The 15,385-nt window shown below is 59.0% G+C and carries 16 protein-coding genes; 4 read left to right on the top strand and 12 right to left on the bottom strand.

Annotated elements, in window-relative coordinates; translation table 11 throughout:
* Positions 1-4 precede the first annotated feature (4 nt).
* The 3 genes from T18_RS17945 to T18_RS17935 are packed head-to-tail and all read right to left on the bottom strand — an operon-like array spanning position 5 to position 2,878.
* The gene (locus T18_RS17945) at positions 5-1,105 is read right to left on the bottom strand and encodes an ABC transporter ATP-binding protein (protein ID WP_035199333.1); all 1,101 of its coding nucleotides are present in this window, start codon (positions 1,103-1,105) and stop codon (positions 5-7) included.
* A gap of 2 nt (positions 1,106-1,107) precedes the next feature.
* Positions 1,108-1,992 carry a carbohydrate ABC transporter permease gene (locus tag T18_RS17940; RefSeq protein WP_038493814.1) on the bottom strand — a complete coding sequence of 295 codons (885 nt, stop codon included), beginning with the start codon at positions 1,990-1,992 and terminating at the stop codon, positions 1,108-1,110.
* Positions 1,993-1,996: 4 nt separating this feature from the next.
* The gene (locus T18_RS17935) at positions 1,997-2,878 is read right to left on the bottom strand and encodes a carbohydrate ABC transporter permease (RefSeq protein WP_003517909.1); all 882 of its coding nucleotides are present in this window, start codon (positions 2,876-2,878) and stop codon (positions 1,997-1,999) included.
* Positions 2,879-3,089: 211 nt separating this feature from the next.
* On the opposite strand from T18_RS17935, the gene T18_RS17930 reads away from it, so the two are divergent.
* A complete protein-coding gene (locus tag T18_RS17930) occupies positions 3,090-4,016 on the top strand; it encodes a helix-turn-helix domain-containing protein (protein ID WP_038493817.1) in 927 nt (308 codons plus the stop codon).
* Positions 4,017-4,045: 29 nt separating this feature from the next.
* Here T18_RS17930 and T18_RS17925 read toward each other — a convergent pair whose 3' ends face one another.
* The 8 genes from T18_RS17925 to kduI form a co-directional block, all read right to left on the bottom strand.
* A complete protein-coding gene (locus tag T18_RS17925) occupies positions 4,046-5,326 on the bottom strand; it encodes a TRAP transporter large permease (RefSeq protein WP_003517912.1) in 1,281 nt (426 codons plus the stop codon).
* Entirely contained in the window at positions 5,327-5,848 is a 522-nt protein-coding gene (locus T18_RS17920) for a TRAP transporter small permease (protein ID WP_019566473.1), read from the bottom strand.
* Positions 5,849-5,925: 77 nt separating this feature from the next.
* Positions 5,926-6,903 (bottom strand): TRAP transporter substrate-binding protein, encoded by a 978-nt coding sequence (locus tag T18_RS17915; protein ID WP_003517915.1) that lies wholly within the window; start codon positions 6,901-6,903, stop codon positions 5,926-5,928.
* Between the two features lie 146 nt (positions 6,904-7,049).
* Entirely contained in the window at positions 7,050-7,928 is an 879-nt protein-coding gene (locus T18_RS17910; RefSeq protein ID WP_013761415.1) for an amidohydrolase family protein, read from the bottom strand.
* Positions 7,925-9,061, bottom strand: coding sequence for a D-galactarolactone cycloisomerase (locus T18_RS17905; protein ID WP_038493821.1), 1,137 nt, complete (start codon positions 9,059-9,061; stop codon positions 7,925-7,927). The genes T18_RS17910 and T18_RS17905 overlap by 4 nt, the downstream gene beginning before the upstream one ends.
* Positions 9,062-9,085: 24 nt before the next feature.
* The gene (gene kdgD / locus T18_RS17900) at positions 9,086-9,997 is read right to left on the bottom strand and encodes a 5-dehydro-4-deoxyglucarate dehydratase (RefSeq protein ID WP_003517921.1); all 912 of its coding nucleotides are present in this window, start codon (positions 9,995-9,997) and stop codon (positions 9,086-9,088) included.
* 113 nt (positions 9,998-10,110) lie between these two features.
* Entirely contained in the window at positions 10,111-10,854 is a 744-nt protein-coding gene (kduD, locus tag T18_RS17895; RefSeq protein ID WP_038493824.1) for a 2-dehydro-3-deoxy-D-gluconate 5-dehydrogenase KduD, read from the bottom strand.
* A complete protein-coding gene (gene kduI / locus T18_RS17890) occupies positions 10,851-11,675 on the bottom strand; it encodes a 5-dehydro-4-deoxy-D-glucuronate isomerase (RefSeq protein WP_013761418.1) in 825 nt (274 codons plus the stop codon). The genes kduD and kduI overlap by 4 nt, the downstream gene beginning before the upstream one ends.
* A gap of 175 nt (positions 11,676-11,850) precedes the next feature.
* Between kduI and T18_RS17885 the strand changes: the two genes are divergently transcribed.
* The 3 genes from T18_RS17885 (at position 11,851) to T18_RS17875 (ending at position 13,879) form a co-directional block, all read left to right on the top strand.
* On the top strand, positions 11,851-12,648 hold the full coding sequence (locus tag T18_RS17885; RefSeq protein ID WP_038493827.1) for an NAD-dependent epimerase/dehydratase family protein: 798 nt from the start codon (positions 11,851-11,853) through the stop codon (positions 12,646-12,648).
* Positions 12,649-12,782: 134 nt separating this feature from the next.
* Complete coding sequence (locus T18_RS17880; protein ID WP_038493829.1) at positions 12,783-13,520, top strand: FadR/GntR family transcriptional regulator; 738 nt, start codon at positions 12,783-12,785, stop codon at positions 13,518-13,520.
* A gap of 41 nt (positions 13,521-13,561) precedes the next feature.
* Positions 13,562-13,879 (top strand): cupin domain-containing protein, encoded by a 318-nt coding sequence (locus T18_RS17875; protein WP_003517929.1) that lies wholly within the window; start codon positions 13,562-13,564, stop codon positions 13,877-13,879.
* 12 nt (positions 13,880-13,891) lie between these two features.
* On the opposite strand, the gene T18_RS17870 is transcribed toward T18_RS17875, so the two are convergent.
* Positions 13,892-15,124, bottom strand: coding sequence for a M24 family metallopeptidase (locus T18_RS17870; protein ID WP_038493832.1), 1,233 nt, complete (start codon positions 15,122-15,124; stop codon positions 13,892-13,894).
* Positions 15,125-15,385: the final 261 nt, after the last annotated feature.

Genomic DNA, 15,385 nt, shown 5'->3' with positions numbered 1-15,385 from the left:
CTCCTCACAGCGAGACATTGCGGCCATCGGCCTTGTCGAAAATATGCAGCTTCTCGGGGTCCGGCTTCAGTCGCAGAATGCCGTCGCGCCCAAGCGCCTCGAATTCGGCTGCTCCCACCACGCTCACGAGCTTCTGTCCGCCCAGATCGGCATGCAGATAGACCTCGTGCCCCATGAATTCGGCGTTGGTCAGTTTAGCCTGCAGCGCAGGCCCATCGGCCTCACCGGCTAACGAAAGATGCTGCGGACGGATGCCGATGACGGCGTCCGCCGGTCTGGCTGAAAGCCGCTTTTCCAGATGGTCCCCTATCGGAAGACGTTGCCCACCGATGACGAACTCCGCCCCGTCGATCGCCACATCCACAAGGTTCATTTCCGGCATGCCAATGAAACCGGCGACGAACAGATTGGCGGGCCGGTTGTAGAGTTCCTTCGGCGTGGCGACCTGCATGATGCGCCCGGCCTGCATGACGCAGATACGGTCGCCCATGGTCATGGCTTCCGTCTGATCGTGCGTCACGTAGACGACGGTCGAAGACAGGCCCTCCGCCTTCAGCTGGCGATGCAGATCGGTAATGCGCACACGCATGGAAGCGCGCAGCTTCGCATCGAGATTCGAAAGGGGCTCATCGAACAGGAACACGCCCGGTTTCTTGATGAGGGCACGGCCCAAAGCAACACGTTGCGCCTGCCCGCCGGAAAGCTGTTTCGGCAGGCGATCCAGCAAGGGCTCGATTTCGAGAATGCGCGCGACATTGTCGATTGCCTTCTCGATCTCGGGCTTGGCAACACCGGCAATCTTGAGACCGAAAGCAAGATTGCCGCGCACCTTCATATGCGGATAGAGCGCATAGTTCTGGAACACCATGGCAATGGAGCGCTTGCCGGGCGGCAGGTCGTTGACGCGCTGATCTCCGATGAGGATTTCACCGCCGGTGATTTCCTCCAGCCCCGCCACCATGCGCAGCGTGGTGGATTTGGCGCAGCCGGACGGGCCGACGAAGACCATGAACTCGCCGTCCTCGATTTCGAGATTGATGCCGTGCACGGCCTTGAAGCTGCCGCCATAGACTTTTTCGAGATTTTTAAGTTGAACGCTTGCCATTTTCAGCCCTTGATCCCGCCAGACGAGATCCCTTCAATGAAATACCGTTGCGCCGCGAAAAACACGACGAGCGCAGGCGCGATCGTCAGCACCGACATCGCCAGGATGCGGTTCCATTCGAAGGCTTCGGTGGTGTCGATGGAGAGTTTGAGCGCCAGGCTCACCGGATATTTATCGACCGAGGACAGGTAGATCAGCGGTCCCAGAAAGTCGTTCATCGTCCACATGAACTGGAAAAGGCAGACCGAGATCAGCGCCGGCGCCAGCATCGGCACGACGATGTAGACCAGCGTCTGCAGACTGTTGGCGCCATCCACACGGGCGGCTTCCTCCATATCCGAGGGCAGCGAGCGCAGGAACTGCACAAGCATAAAGACGAAAAAGGCGTCACCGGCTAGTGCCGAGGGAACCCATAGCGGCAGGAAACTATCCAGCCAGCCGAGGTCACGGAACAGGATATATTGCGGAATGCGGGTTACGACATTGGGCAAAAGCAGGATGGCGATGACCGAGCCAAACAGGATTTTCTTCAGCGGAAAATCGAAGCGCGCGAAGGCATAGGCCGCCATGGTGCAGGAAATCGCCGTTCCGATGACCTTCGGCAGGATGATCAGGAACGAATTCCAGAAAAACCGGCCGAACGTGTAGGGCGTGGAGGTCTCCCAGCCGCGGATGTAACCGTCCAGCGTTGGCGTCTCAGGAATGAAACCTGCACCGGAAAAGATCTCGGAGTTGGTCTTGAAGCTTGCGCCGACCAGCCAGATCAGCGGATAGAGCATGATGAAGCCGACCGCGAACAGCAGCGTGTACCGGACAGAGGTTGATAACAGCCGGAGCCTTGCCCGGCGGGCGGCCTGCATGTCGTTTAAGGTTGCGATATCGGTCATGGCATCAATTCCGCTTGTCGCCGGCGTAATAGACCCATTTTTTCGAGGACCAGAAGGCCACGAGGGTCAGCACGGTGATGATGGTGAAAAGAACCCAGGCGATGGCGGAGGCATAGCCCATGTTGAACTTCTTGAAAGCCTCATCGTAAATATAGAGAGGCAGCAGATAGGTAGACTTCAACGGCCCGCCCTGGGTGATGATGTAAGGCCCGTTAAACTCCTGGAATGCCTGCACCATCTGCATGATCAGGTTGAAAAAGATGACCGGCGTCAGAAGCGGCAGGGTGATGAAGAAGAACGTCTTTACCTTGCCTGCGCCGTCGATTGCCGCTGCCTCATAAAGCGACTTGTCGATGGATTGCAGCGCGGCGAGAAAGATCACCATGGCCGAACCGAACTGCCAGCAGCGCAGCAGCGTAATTGTAAAAAGCGCATTGGCGGGATCGCCAAACCAGTCCACCGGCGACAGGCCGATTGCCGCCAGCGCCATGTTGGCCAGCCCTTCGCTTGCGAAGATGTAGCGCCACAGCACCGCAATCGCGATCGAACCGCCGAGGATGGACGGAACGTAAAAGGCGGTGCGGAAAAAATTGATGAATTGCAGCTTGTAATTGAGTATTGCCGCGATGAACAGCGCGAAGGCAAGCTTCAACGGCACCGTCAGAAACACATAAAACAGGGTGACGTTCAGGGATTTCATGAACGTGCGATCACGGGTGAAGAGCCGCTCGTAATTGGCCAGTCCCGCCCATGTGGGGTCACTCATCAGGTCGTAGCGGGTGAAGCTGAGATACAGGGAACCTAGAAACGGGATCGCCGTGAAAACCAGAAGTCCGATGATGTAGGGCGTCAGATATCCCAGCCCGAGGAAGCGATTAGATTTCATGACGCTCCTCCCCCACCCCGGAAAGGCGCGGATAACAGAATACAATTTCGTGCAAGTGATTCTCCCGGAACGGCTGACGGCGGGCGCATGATGGCGCAATTTCTCGCCGAAGCCGATCTCCTCCCTCATTGATACGGCGCGCATTAGCAGTTTGTGAGGTGACAAAACCAAATTTCCGAGCCAAGGTGAATTAACAAAGACGAGGAAAAAGATGGACGAAATCGAAGGTGGCATTCTCTCGTCCGTTCCGCCTGCGGCGCTCACGCTTAATCTCACGCGCGCCACGATCAAGATGGAGCACTCCCGCACCTGGCAGATCGACAAATCCAATCAGGTGGACGATCTCATTATCTGCCTGGAGGGTCGCGGGCATTATCTCGTGGACGGTGAAGCACGGGTGCTGGAGCCTGGCGACGCCATGCTGATTTTCAGGGGGCAGCATTTTATCGGCTGGAATGAACAGGCCGTCACCTATCGGGGAGTGGCACAGCATTTCACGCTGGATATTTACGGTCGCCACAACCTTGTCGCGCAGATGGACCTCAAGCCGAAACTTTCGCTGAGCCGCTGGCCGCTGCTGGAGCCGCTGGTGCGCCACTATCGGCAGAGCGCTCCGCCCTCCTCTGTCACGCTTGGCCAGCATCACCTGTTCATGGTGTTGCTGATCGCATTTATCGATGATGCACTTCTCGGATGGGTCGACCGTCCAAGTTTCCAGCCGGAAGGTGCCGAAGCCCTGGATCTGGCTGTCATGAAAGCGATCACGATGATTTCCGCCAATCCGCTCGACCCTGAAATCGCCGCAAGGGCGACCGACGCAGCCCCCTATAATCGCGACTATTTCCTGCGTGAGTTCCAGAAACGGGTGGGGCGCACGCCGAGGAAATATCAGGAATTCAAACGCATGGAACGTGCCATGCATTTTCTTGAAGCCGGGCTTTCAGTTGCGGCTGCGGCGGCAGAAGTAGGTTATGGAGATCCCTATTATTTTTCACGGATGTTCAAGCGCACATTGGGGTTGAGCCCGCGCGACCACATGAACAGGATACGCCGCAGCCGGCACGGCAATCTGATGGCGTTTGACGAGCACGAACAGCAGAGGCTGCTTGCCACCGAAATGCAAAAGGCCCCGGCATAGCGGGGCCTTCTTGCGATAAAGCTTTGGAACTACCGGAAAAGTGACGGCAACCAAAGTGAAAGCGACGGAATGTAGGTGACGGCGAGCAGCACGGCTATGCTGGCGCCGAAGAACGGCCAGATCGTTCGCATCGCTTCCCGTATCGTTATGCCGCCAACCGCACATCCCACGAAGAGCACCGTTCCGACCGGCGGCGTATTGAGACCGATACCGGCGTTCAGGATCATCACGACGCCGAAATGCACGGGATCGATGCCGAAGGCCTTCACGACAGGCAGAAGCACCGGCGTGGAAATGATGACCATCGGTGCCATATCCATGAAAGTGCCGAGCAAGAGCAGAATGACGTTGATGACCAGAAGCACGATAATCGGATTGTCCGAAATCGCGCTGATTGTCGCGATCATCAGTGTCTGTACCTGCAGAAACGCCATCAACCAGCCGAACGACGCAGCCGTGCCGATGACGAGCAGAACCATCGCTGTCGTGCGAACCGCCCCCATCACCGCCTCCACGAAACCGCTCCAGTCCAGCTCACGATAGACAAGCATGGCGACAAGGAAGGCATAGAGAACGGCAATGCAGGAACTCTCCGTCGCGGTGAAGATACCCGAACGAACGCCGCCGAAGATGATGCCGATCAACAGAATGCCGGGAAAGGACGCCAGAAGATAATACATCAGCTTCGAAAAGCCGGGAAACGGCTCGGACGGGTAACCCTTGCGCCGCGCGACGATATAGGCGGTGACCATCAGGGCCGCAGCAAGCAGCAGGCCTGGAATGATGCCGGCGGTGAAGAGATCGGCCACCGAAACATTGCCACCCGCCGCGATCGAATAAAGGATCATATTGTGCGAAGGCGGGATCATCAGCGCGATGATGGCGGCGTTGACAGTGACGTTGACGGCGTAATCCCGGTCATAACCGCGCTTGGCCATTTGCGGGATCATCAGGCCACCAACGGCCGAGGCGTCGGCGACAGCCGAGCCGGAAATGCCGCCGAACAATGTCGAAGCGACGATGTTGACCTGCCCCAGACCGCCGCGCAGATGACCGACAAGACCGGCCGCAAAACGGATCAGACGATGGGCTATACCGCCGCGGACCATGAGGTCACCCGCGAAGATGAAGAACGGGATCGCCATCATCGCAAACACGTTCATGCCGGAGTTCATCTGCTGGAAGACCACTATGGGCGGCAGGCCGAGATAAAGAACGGTGGCGAAGGAGGCAATGCCGAGGCAGAACGCAATCGGCGTACCGATCAGCATCAGAAGGGTGAAGACACCGAAGAGGATTGTGTAAGCCATTTACGCGGCCTCCTGCACAAACACATCCGCCGCGATTTCCTCGCCGATGGCAAGATCGATAAAGCGTTCGGCTGCAAACAGCGCGATCAGAAAACCGCCACCGATCAGCGGGAAGAAATCCATGCCGCCCGGCCATCCAAGAACAGGGATCGTCGCCGTCCATGTTCCGGCAGAGAGGACGGTTCCGTACCAGCACATGCCAACCCCGAAAAAGAAGATCAGTGCCAGACTGGTCAGGTCCATCGCCGCCTGTATGCGCGGCGGCATCATATAGCGCAGAATATCCAGCCCCAGATGCACGCTTTCACGCACGCCCACCGCCGCCCCCAGCATGATGAACCATGACATAAGGTGAAGCGACAGCGGCTCGGACCAACTTGGTGAATCATTCAGGATATAACGGGCAAACACCTGCCAGCCGACGATAAGGGTCATGGCGACCATGCCGACGCCGGCGATGTAAAGTGACGCACGGCTGAGCGCGCCGAGAAATGGGCGGATCGCCCGCATGAAGTTTCGCATTTGCCTTCCTCCTCCAACCTCAGACCAATGACGACAAAAGAAAACCGGCCCTGTTGCCAGAGCCGGTTTTCCCTATGTCACTTGACGGCTTTTACCCGCTCAAGAAGGTCTTTCATTTTCGGATCGGTGACGAACTTGTCGTAGACCGGCCCCATCGCGGCGGCGAACTCTTCCTTGTTGACCTTGATGACGTTGGCGCCACCGGCGCGTACTTTTTCTTCCGAGGCCTTTTCGCGCGCACTCCACAATTCACGCATCTTGCCAACGGAATCCTTGGCTGCCTGACGCAGCAGCTTCTGATCTTCCGGCGACAGCTTGTCATAGGAAATCTTGGAGATGACGAGGATTTCCGGATTGAGGGAATGTTCCGTCAGCGAATAGTTCTTCGCCACTTCATAGTGACGGGCGGATTCGTAGGACGGCCAGTTGTTTTCCGCACCATCGACAACGCCTGTTTCAAGCGAGGAGTAAACCTCGCCCATCGGCATCGGCGTAGGGTTGGCGCCAAACGCCTGCATCATCGAAATCCACAGATCCGATTGCTGCACGCGGATTTTGAGGCCCTTCAGGTCCGCCAGTTTTTCGATGGGCTTCTTGGTTGTGTAGAAGGAACGCGCACCGGAATCGTAAAAGGCAAGACCGATCAGGCCGTGCGGTTCGAAAGCTGCCAGAACCTCATCGCCGATCGGGCCGTCTACGGTATTGTGCATGTGTTCCGTCGAACGGAACAGGAAAGGCAGGCCGAGAACGGTGGTTTCCTTGACGAGATTGTTGAAAGGCGCAGCGTTGACGCGGTTCATGTCGATGACGCCGAAGCGGGTCTGCTCGATGGTATCCTTCTCACCGCCGAGAACCGAATTGTTCATGACCTGCACCTTGATGCGGCCATTGGAGCGTTCCGACAGAAGTTCGCCCATATATTTCACGGCTTCAACCGTCGGATAACCGTCGGGATGAATATCGGCCGAGCGCAGGGTGATTTCCTGCGCCTTGGCGGAAACGCCTGACAGCGCGATCCCCATCGCGATGCACATCATGCTTGCAATCTTTTTCATTTCTTCCTCCTCCGTTGTAACAACGGCCCCACCCCTCCAAGGCTAACGGACCGAATTTTTCACGCCCATCCGGGCCGGCATGCAAAGACCTTTCATCTGCAAAGGATGATGGGGACCTCCCTTTCCCCAACTATCCCGAATTGAAACTACACCGCCTTGAGTGGCGGCAGCTTGAACAGGGCTTCTGGATTTTCCACCAGCGCTCGGTGACGGGCCGCATCGTCCGGCAGCCAGCCGAGTGTGAGCTCCGCAAGGCGGGCATCATCCGGATAGGCAGCCGTCTCACGGACCGAATTGTGCGGCCAGTTCGTCCCCCAGACGATCCGCTCCGGAGCATGGGCAGCGATACGGCGCGAAAAGGCTGCAACATCTTCATAGGGCCAGGCGTCGCGCGAACTTTCATAAACACCGGCAAACTTGAACCAGAGATTGCCGCGATCGATGAGCTTCAAAAGTGCCGCCATTTCCGGGCCATCCGTGTCGATACCCCTGAAGAATTTTCCATGGTGGTCGAAGACCCAGCGCGAACGGATTTTTTCAAGGCGCGGCAAATGATCGAGAAGCCCATTGCCGTCGAACTGAACCGCCACCATCCAGTCGGCCGCATGGGCACGCTGATCCACCGCTTCCAGTTCCGATAGGTTCACCGCGCCGCCAGGCAAATCCATGATACGGGCGCCCACGGCACCGGCAGCGGCAAGTCGTTCCATGTCCTTTTCAGTCGTCTTCTCATCGATAATCACCACCGCGCGGGCTGCCTCGCCCATTTCTGCCACGCAGGCCAGCGTGTTGCCGTTATCTCGCTGTTGGGCGTTGCCCTGGGTGATGATGACGCGGTCGATGCCGAGCCATTGCATGAGCTGGCGATAATCCTCAGGCCCCGGCAGCGCACCCGGAGGCAGGCCGGGCCCACCCGGCAAGGCTGGATATCCGGGCAGATACATATGCATCTGAGTATCGACCGCCCCTTTCGGAAACGCTGGCTGCGGCGGTGTCCCGCTTAGTTTTCTGACAAGTTCGCTCATGGCTGTGGCATCCTGAATTCAACGAGTGCGTCGCGGTTGATCTCGATGCCGAGACCGGGACCCTCGGGAATGGCGACGACACCGTTCACCGCCTCTACCGGCTGTTGCAGCACGGCCTGACGGAACGGATTATGCGTCCGATCGAATTCCATGATCGGCTCGACGGGGTTTACCCGCACCGGATCGGGCACCATCGCGGCCATGAACTGCAGGGCAGCGGCGATCTGCACGCCCGTGCCCCACACATGCGGCACAATGCGCACGCCGTGCAGCGTGGCAAGCGTGGCAATCTTCTGCGTTTCGGAAAAGCCGCCGCAACCGCAGAGGTCTGGTTGGAGAATATCCACGGCACCGGCGGAAAGCGCCTGCCACATGCCGTAACGCCCGTGCCAGGTCTCGCCTCCCGCAACCGGGATTGGTTGGCCTGCCCGCACGCGCGCATAGGCATCGAGCTGCTCGGGAACCACCGGCTCCTCGAACCAGTCGATGCCGTATTCAGCCGCACGATTGCCGAGCGCGATGGCTTCGGTAACGGTATAGCCGTGATTGGCGTCGATCATCAGCCGCATATCCGGCCCGATCGCTTCGCGCACGGCGGCAATGACCGCAAGATCCTCCTCGATGCCGAAACCGATCTTGATCTTGCAGGCGTGAAAACCCTCTGCACGGCGCTCAGCCATCTCATTGGCATTGTCGGAGATGCGGTCGACCCCATCACGCTTGAAGCTGCCGGTGGCGTAGGCGCGCACGCTTTCGCGCCAGCGCCCGCCGAGCAGCATGGAGATGGAGGTGCCGTAATGCTTTCCCTTGATATCCCACAGCGCTATATCGATGCCGGACAGGGCTGTAATGCTGAGGCCGCGCTGGCCCTGGTCGCGCAGGGCATTGTAAAGCACAGCCCAGATCTTTTCGGTCTGGCGGGGATCCTGGCCAATAAGCCAACCGGAATAGGCCTGAACCACGGCGGCGTTCGGTCGCGCCGGACCGAGGCATTCGCCCCAGCCGACGGTCCCGTCATCGCATTCGATTTCGACCAGAACGTGGGCACGCCGGTCAAAGCGCATGGATGCGCTTTCAAACGGCGTGGCCAGCCGATGTTCGAGCAGATGCGTGCGCACCGCTGTGATCTTCATCGTTCCCCTCCCGTTATACCTTGATCACACCTTGCGCTTGTGCGTGCCGATCAGGGCATCGAGCATGCCGATTTCCTCATTCGTCAGATCCTTCAGCGGCGCGCGCACCGGACCCGCATCAAAGCCCTGCAGGCGAACGCCAGCCTTGATGGCGGAGACAGCGTAACCCTTGGCGCGATTGCGGATCGCCATGAACGGATAGAAGAATTCCGTCAGGATGCGTTCGCAGGTGGCGCGCTCGCCGGCCCGCAGCGCCGCATAGAACTCGTTGGCAAGGCCCGGCACGAAGTTGAAGACGGCCGAGGAATAGGTCGTGAAACCGGCGCCGAGATAGGCTTCGGCAAACAGTTCCGCCGTCGGCATGCCGCCGAGATACATCAGGCGGTCACCCATCTTGGCGGTGATCTGGCGAACGAGACCGATATCACCGGTGCCGTCCTTGAAGCCGACGAGGTTCGGGCACTCATCGCAGAGACGCGCCAGCGTATCCGCCTGAAGCACCGAATTGTCGCGGTTATAAACCATGACGCCGATGCCGACCGACTGGCATATTTTCTTGATGTGCGCGTAAAGGCCTTCCTGCGGCGCATCGATGAGGTAATGCGGCAGAAGCAGGATGCCATCAGCACCGACTTTTTCCACCGAGCGTGCAATATCAACCGCAACCTCGGTGCCGTAGCCGCAGCCGGAAACGATTGCCGTTTCACCGGCCACTTCCTTGGCAGCCGAAACGATAGCAGGGATTTCATCCGGCTTCAGCGAGAAGAACTCGCCCGTACCGCCGGCGGCAAACAGCACCGGCGCCTTGTAACCGGCAAGCCATTCGACATGCGCCCTGTAGCTATCGGCCGCAAAACGACCCTCGGAATCAAAATGCGTTACCGGGAAGGAGAGCAGGCCGGAGCCAAGCGCCGCCTTGATTTGTTCAGGGTTCATAATCCGTATTCCTCTGCAAGTTCACTGACTGGAAGCCACCTAAACCGCTTGCCGCATATTTGTCAACAAGTCATCATACAAGTTATATGATGAATTTTGAAAACCGGCGCGCATTAGCGCGCCAGCCAGCCACCATCGACATTGAGGATGGCGCCATGCACATAGTCGGCCGCCGGCGAGGCGAGGAAAACCGCCGCCCCGGCGATGTCTTCAGAATGCCCCCAGCGGCCTGCCGGGATGCGCTCGAGAATGGCCTTGTTGCGGGCAGCATCCGCCCGCAACGCCTCGGTATTGTTGGTTTCGATGTAACCGGGCGCAATGGCATTGACGTTGATGCCCTTCGCGGCCCACTCATTTGCCAGAAGCTTGGTCAGACCCGCAACGCCATGCTTCGCCGCCGTATAAGCCGGCACGCGGATGCCGCCCTGAAACGACAGTAGCGAGGCGATATTGACTACCTTGCCCGGACGACCTTTCGCCAGCAATTCCTTGGCGAAGGCCTGCGTGGTGAAAAACAGCGCCTTGAGATTGACGTCCATCACCTCATCCCAGTCGAGCTCTGAAAACTCCACGGAATCGGCGCGGCGAATGATGCCGGCATTGTTGACGAGAATATCGAAACCGGCGTCGGCAAAGCTGTCCCTGGCGGCGAGTGGATCGGCAAAATCAATCGACAATGCGGCGGCCTTGCCGCCGTTCTTCGCGATCATGTCCAGCGTCTCGTCCGGCGCGCGGCGGGCGGCGCAGACAACTTCCGCGCCGGCCGCGGCGAGGCCGACGGCGATTGCTTGACCAAGCCCCGTATTGGCACCCGTCACCAGCGCCTTACGCCCTTGAAGCGAAAAGGGATTTTTCATTTCAGATCCCCCGGCTGAATGAAGTCCATGTCGGTATAATCGACATTGTCCCCAGCCATGGCCCAGATGAACGTGTAAGAGCCGATGCCAGCGCCGGAATGGATCGACCAGGGCGGAGAAATGGCACCCTCTTCGTTGGAAATGAAGAGATGCCGCGTTTCCTGCGGCTCACCCATCAGGTGCAGAACGCGCGACTTTTCATCCATGCCGAAATAGAGATAGGCCTCCATGCGGCGATCATGAATATGCGACGGAATGGTGTTCCAGACGGAGCCGTCCTCCAGCGTCGTATAGCCGAGCACCAGCTGGCAGCTTTCCATGACGAGTGGGTGGATGAACTGGTTGATTGTGCGCTTGTTGGAGGTCTCGGTCGCACCAAGCTTGACCTCCTTGCTGTCGGCAAGGCTGACGAGCTTTGCCGGCAGGCTGCGATGCGCCGGGCATGAGGTGATGTAGAACCGGCCCGCGCCATCGAAGGTCACCGCACCGCTGCCCGCACCGAGATACAGAACGTCGCCACGATTGAGCGTATACGTCTCGCCACCAGCGTTGACGGTGCCGGTGTCGCCGATATTGACGATGCCCATCTCGCGCCTGTCAAGGAACGACGGCGTCTTGGTTTCCTCGACCTTGTCCAGCATCAGCGGGGCACCATCAGGCACCGCGCCGCCCATGACGAAACGGTCGTAATGGGTATAGATCAGCCTGATTTCGCCGGAACGGAACATGTCGTTGGCGAGGAAATGCTTGCGAAGCCCTTCGGTATCGAGCGTTTTTGCATATTCCGGGTTGACGGCCTGCCTTGTTTCGACGGTCAGCATCAAACTCATCCTTCATGATTGTTGCGTATAGGACATAATATATGTTATCCGCTTTTTGTACGATCTGTATGACAAGGTCAAGAGGAACCTGGATATCTCGACCACGCCGGAGACGTTGAATGGGGTTTCCCGCAGCCTCGATGATCCGCAGTCCATTCGTTTAGGGAGAATTGCAATGAAACGGCTTCTTGTTACAGGTGCGGCTGGCCAGCTCGGCCGCGTCATGCGCAAGCGCCTCGCACCCATGGCCGAGATATTGCGTCTTGCCGATCTTTCGCCGCTCGATCCTGCCGGACCGAACGAGGAATGCGTGCAATGCGATCTGGCCGACGCCAGCGCCGTCGATGCGATGGTCGCCGATTGTGACGGCATCGTCCATCTTGGCGGCATATCGGTGGAGCGGCCTTTCGAGCAGATCCTTCACGGTAATATCATCGGGCTTTATAACCTCTATGAGGCGGCCCGCGCCCATGGGCAGCCGCGAATCGTCTTCGCCAGCTCCAATCACACGATCGGTTATTATTCCCAGACAGAGCGGCTTGGCCCCAACGTTCCCTTCCGGCCGGACGGTCTTTACGGCGTGTCCAAATGTTTCGGCGAAAGCCTCGCCCGCATGTATTTCGAAAAATTCGGCCAGGAAACGGCGCTGGTCCGCATCGGCTCCTGCACGCCGGAACCGCAAAATCACCGCATGTTGTCGACCTGGTTTTCGCAGGATGATTTCGTATTGCTGATCGAGGCGGTTTTCCGCGCGCCGGTGCTCGGCTGCCCGGTCATCTGGGGCGCATCGGCCAATGACGCGGGCTGGTGGGACAATTCCCACCTCGGCTGGCTTGGCTGGAAACCGAAGGACAACGCCGAGACTTTCCGGCAGCACATTGCCGAGACAACACCGCAACCAGACCCTAAAGATGCGGTGGCGCGTTTTCAGGGCGGCGTTTTCATCGACAATCCGATCTTCAAGGCGACTTGAAATGCCAATCGGGACCGACAGGCATGATAACCGGTCTTTCCTGCGCGTGCAGCGGGATTGCAAGCCGGACCGCGAATGACGTATCGAGGAATACCGGACGCTAACCTGCACCCTTTTTTAGAACGGCGATGACAATGACAAAAGCGATAACCTCCGAACCGGCAGCTCCGCAAGCCAAGACGCTTGTGATGAAGGTTTCTGAGGAGCTCCGCAGCCAGATCGCCAAGGGCCGTTACAAGACAGGCGAGCGCCTGCCTTCCGAAGCGCAGATGACGCAGGAATTCGGCGTAAGCCGCACCGTGGTGCGCGAGGCCATCGCCTCACTGAGGTCCGACGGGCTGGTCGAGCCGCGTCAGGGTGCGGGCGTCTTCGTGCTGGAGCCAGCGCCTGTCGAGCGACGGCCGTTCCATAATGTCGATCTTGCCCGCGTCTCGTCCCTGATCGAAATGCTCGAACTGCGCACCGCCGTGGAGGGTGATGCCGCCGGTCTTGCCGCCGTTCGCCGCTCCCCGGCGCAGGAGGAGAAAATCATCGAAGCATTCGATGCCTTCCGCGCCAGCGCCGCCAAGGGCATTCCGACAGCAGAGGCCGACTTCGCTTTTCACCTGGCCGTTGCCGACGCAACCAACAATCCGCGCTTCAGCGAGTTTCTACAGGTGCTTGGCCCCACGCTCATTCCGCGCCGCGCCGTTGCCGGAAACGGCAAGGAAACCGTGCTTTCACCCGCTGACCTCAACCGGCTTGTCGGTGAGCACGAAGCGATCCTGATTGCTATACAGAACGGCGACGAAGAGGCGGCAAGAAGCGCCATGCGCCACCACCTGAAAAGCAGCCAGACGCGTTACCGCGCCATGCTGCGCGCGCCGCGCTGAATTTCAAGCTTGAACGACATCGCATGACCGAGGAGAACGACATGCAGCAGCTTCCGACATTCCCCACCGTTTCACCCGACGATGGTGTTGAACGCACCGTGCTTTCCGAAGCGCCGGAGCTGATGGTGGTTTCGTTCCGCTTCAAGACCGGCGCCGAAGGCAAGCTGCACAACCATCCGCATGTGCAATCCACCTATGTCGCCAGCGGCAGCTTCCGCTTTTACCGGGATGGCGAAGCCTACGACCTGCAGAAAGGCGACAGCCTCATCATTCCCGGCCATGTCGAGCACGGCTGCCTCTGCCTGGAAGAGGGCGAGCTGATCGACTGCTTCACCCCGCGCCGCGACGACTTTCTCTGAACCTGGCCGGCCTCAGGCCCGGGACAAATCCCGCAGGGTGCGTGGCAGGCTGTTCATGCACTCTGCCCCTGCTGTGGTAACGAGAAACTGGTCCTCGATCATCAGCGCGCCCAGACCTTCGCCGTAAAACGGCGCTTCAAGTGCCACGACCATGCCGGGAAGAATGACCTCCTCATTGTCATGGGAAAAGAACGGCCATTCCTCGATGCCTACGCCGCCGCCGACGGAATGGCCGAAGTGACCGCGATAATATTCGCTGAATCCGTCTTTGCGCATCGAAGCCAGCATGGCGGCGTGCACCGCACCGAATGTATTGCCGGGACGAATCGCTTCCAGCCCTCTGGCAAAAGCTGCCTCCAGCGCCTTGAAAATATTGGCCGCGAGCGGAGAGACCAGACCCCATGAAAACGTCCGCGCGCCATCCGACGAATAACCATCGACCAACGTGCCAACATCGGCCTTGATCAGGGCACCGGGCGCGACGACCGCCGTCATATCCGACAGGACCGGACCGACCGATATATAGTCCCAATGACCGCTCAGCGAAAAACCCGACTTCACGGCATGCAACTGAGCGCCGACTTTCCACGCGTTGGAAAGCTGGCTGAGCGCCAAGCCCGGCCGCACGGCCGCCGCCATCTCGACCAGCCCGGCCTCAGCGGCCGCTGCGGCCCGCCTGAGAAGTTCAATCTCGCGCACGGATTTCACCGCACGCAGACGTTTCAGCACCGTCGAGCCATCAACCCAGGTCACAGCGGGCGTCGCCTCACGAAGAGCCGAAAAATCGGCGGCGGGCATGAATTCGAGATCGGCACCGATACGCGCCGCAGACAGCCCGCGTTCCTGCAGAAGGTCGGCCAGCAAAACAAAGCAGGCGGCGCGATCGAATGTCTCCGGCCTCTGTCCGCCGGAATTGTTTCGGCGATAGGCACCGTCTACCTGCGAGGCGTTTTCGACACCCGACATATCGACCATATCGATCCAGATGCGATGCCGGCGCAGATCGACATCAGGCGCGGCCTTCTCGACAAGAGGTGCGGCGTGATCGCTGACGACGGCGGCAAGCCCGGACGCAGCATCGGCTGGCACAAGCGCAATCGCCGACCCCGCCCTGCCCCACATCGTCGCAACGCCCGCATGTGCTCCTACCGCATAACGGAAGGCTTCGGGCTGGAAAAGCACCAGCGCATCCATGCCCGCCTCACCCATCAACTGCTGCGCACGGCCTCGATCGATATCGCCCATAAGAACCCCGGTAGATTGTTTCACCCGCCGTATTTTCAGGCGGGCGCAATTATATCAAGATTCCGATTTATCAGCGGCTGCTGAGAGAAAGAAGCAGGAAAACAAGATAAGATAGGAGGTTGGGGATAGTCCTCCTATAAAACAGTGCTTTAGCACAATCACAGCATCCGCATTCCGTCACCCTGACGAGATACGGGGTCCAGCACGGTCAATTCCTTGATTGCAAAAGGCTCCGGCCACGGCGCTGGCACACCGTGGCCG

Source organism: Rhizobium sp. TBD182, assembly GCF_001950375.1.
GTDB classification, from domain to species: Bacteria; Pseudomonadota; Alphaproteobacteria; order Rhizobiales; family Rhizobiaceae; genus Agrobacterium; species Agrobacterium tumefaciens.
Note: the sequence above shows the minus strand (reverse complement) of the source record. Positions and strands in the feature narration are given on the sequence as shown.

Bases quoted from the DNA above. Each gene is read 5' to 3' on its own strand.
- T18_RS17945 (WP_035199333.1), bottom strand. From the start codon at position 1,105: ATGGCAAGCGTTCAACTTAAAAATCTCGAAAAAGTCTATGGCGGCAGC.
- T18_RS17940 (WP_038493814.1), bottom strand. From the start codon at position 1,992: ATGACCGATATCGCAACCTTAAACGACATGCAGGCCGCCCGCCGGGCA.
- T18_RS17935 (WP_003517909.1), bottom strand. From the start codon at position 2,878: ATGAAATCTAATCGCTTCCTCGGGCTGGGATATCTGACGCCCTACATC.
- T18_RS17930 (WP_038493817.1), top strand. From the start codon at position 3,090: ATGGACGAAATCGAAGGTGGCATTCTCTCGTCCGTTCCGCCTGCGGCG.
- T18_RS17925 (WP_003517912.1), bottom strand. From the start codon at position 5,326: ATGGCTTACACAATCCTCTTCGGTGTCTTCACCCTTCTGATGCTGATC.
- T18_RS17920 (WP_019566473.1), bottom strand. From the start codon at position 5,848: ATGCGAAACTTCATGCGGGCGATCCGCCCATTTCTCGGCGCGCTCAGC.
- T18_RS17915 (WP_003517915.1), bottom strand. From the start codon at position 6,903: ATGAAAAAGATTGCAAGCATGATGTGCATCGCGATGGGGATCGCGCTG.
- T18_RS17910 (WP_013761415.1), bottom strand. From the start codon at position 7,928: ATGAGCGAACTTGTCAGAAAACTAAGCGGGACACCGCCGCAGCCAGCG.
- T18_RS17905 (WP_038493821.1), bottom strand. From the start codon at position 9,061: ATGAAGATCACAGCGGTGCGCACGCATCTGCTCGAACATCGGCTGGCC.
- kdgD (WP_003517921.1), bottom strand. From the start codon at position 9,997: ATGAACCCTGAACAAATCAAGGCGGCGCTTGGCTCCGGCCTGCTCTCC.
- kduD (WP_038493824.1), bottom strand. From the start codon at position 10,854: ATGAAAAATCCCTTTTCGCTTCAAGGGCGTAAGGCGCTGGTGACGGGT.
- kduI (WP_013761418.1), bottom strand. From the start codon at position 11,675: ATGCTGACCGTCGAAACAAGGCAGGCCGTCAACCCGGAATATGCAAAA.
- T18_RS17885 (WP_038493827.1), top strand. From the start codon at position 11,851: ATGAAACGGCTTCTTGTTACAGGTGCGGCTGGCCAGCTCGGCCGCGTC.
- T18_RS17880 (WP_038493829.1), top strand. From the start codon at position 12,783: ATGACAAAAGCGATAACCTCCGAACCGGCAGCTCCGCAAGCCAAGACG.
- T18_RS17875 (WP_003517929.1), top strand. From the start codon at position 13,562: ATGCAGCAGCTTCCGACATTCCCCACCGTTTCACCCGACGATGGTGTT.
- T18_RS17870 (WP_038493832.1), bottom strand. From the start codon at position 15,124: ATGGGCGATATCGATCGAGGCCGTGCGCAGCAGTTGATGGGTGAGGCG.